1 protein-coding gene is annotated in these 1,173 nt (G+C 45.0%); it reads left to right on the forward strand.

The annotated features are described in order from the left end of the window. Positions 1-125 precede the first annotated feature (125 nt). Positions 126-1,173 (forward strand): pyridoxal phosphate-dependent decarboxylase family protein (locus ACYC56_RS14355; protein WP_461374855.1); only part of this gene is annotated, 1,048 nt, incomplete at its 3' end.

The raw sequence follows: 1,173 nt of genomic DNA on the forward strand, positions 1-1,173 counted from the left end.
GAATAGGAAATTGCGGTAAGTTGGCAGACAAATTTCGGACGAATCTTTTTCTATGTATCTTTGCCGAAACATTAATTCATTGGATTTGCCGAAGAAGACAAGCAACACAACTAACAATTAAAAACATGAATACAGAAAAACGTTTTGAAGATATGCCGCCTGAGGAATTCAAAAAGTGCGGCCGCGAATTGATTGACTGGGTTGCAAATTATCTTGATGGGATTGAACAATATCCCGTTTTGCCGAATGTGAAACCTGGTGAGATCAAATCCAAACTTCCAAAGAGAGCGCCGGAAGAATCCGAGCCGATGAAAAATATTCTTGCCGATATTGATAAAATTATTCTGCCCGGCATTACGCATTGGCAGCATCCGAATTTCATGGCGTATTTTAATTCAACTGCAAGCGGACCGGGAATTCTCGGCGAACTTTTGAGCGCGGCGTTCAATACAAACGGAATGGTTTGGAAATCATGTCCGTCGCTTACCGAACTCGAAGAAATAGTTTTGATTTGGTTTAGACAATTGATGAAACTGCCGGAAAATTTCACCGGGATCATTTACGATACTGCTTCCGTGAGTTCCATGCACGCAATCGCTGCGGCGCGTGAAAACTTAAACCTTGGAATTCGCGAAAAGGGGATGAGCGGAATTCCGAAACTCCGGCTTTATTGTTCCGAACACGCGCACTCATCAATTGAGAAAGGCGCGCTCACGCTCGGCATCGGTCTAGACGGAGTTACAAAAATTCCGGTTGATGCTGAGTTCAAGATGATTCCGGCAGAACTTGATAAAGCAATTCAAGACGATAAAGCAAACGGAATTATTCCGTTCTGTGTTGTCGCAACGATCGGCACGACTTCAACGACAAGCGTTGATCCCATAAATGAAATCGCTGCAATATGTGAGCGCGAAAAAGTTTGGCTTCATGTCGACGGCGCTCATGCCGGTGTAACTGCAATGCTGCCTGAGATGAGCAATCATTTCAAGGGGTTGGACCGCGCCGATTCGTTCGTGGTCAATCCGCACAAATGGTTAACCGTGCCGGTTGATCTGAGCATTCTCTTCACACGCAAACCGGAAATTTTGAAACGGGCATTCAGTTTGGTTCCGGAATATTTGAAAACCGCGGAGGACTCGGTTGTTACCAACTACATGGATTACGGAATTCAGC

This window comes from Candidatus Aquicultor sp., from assembly GCF_054640775.1.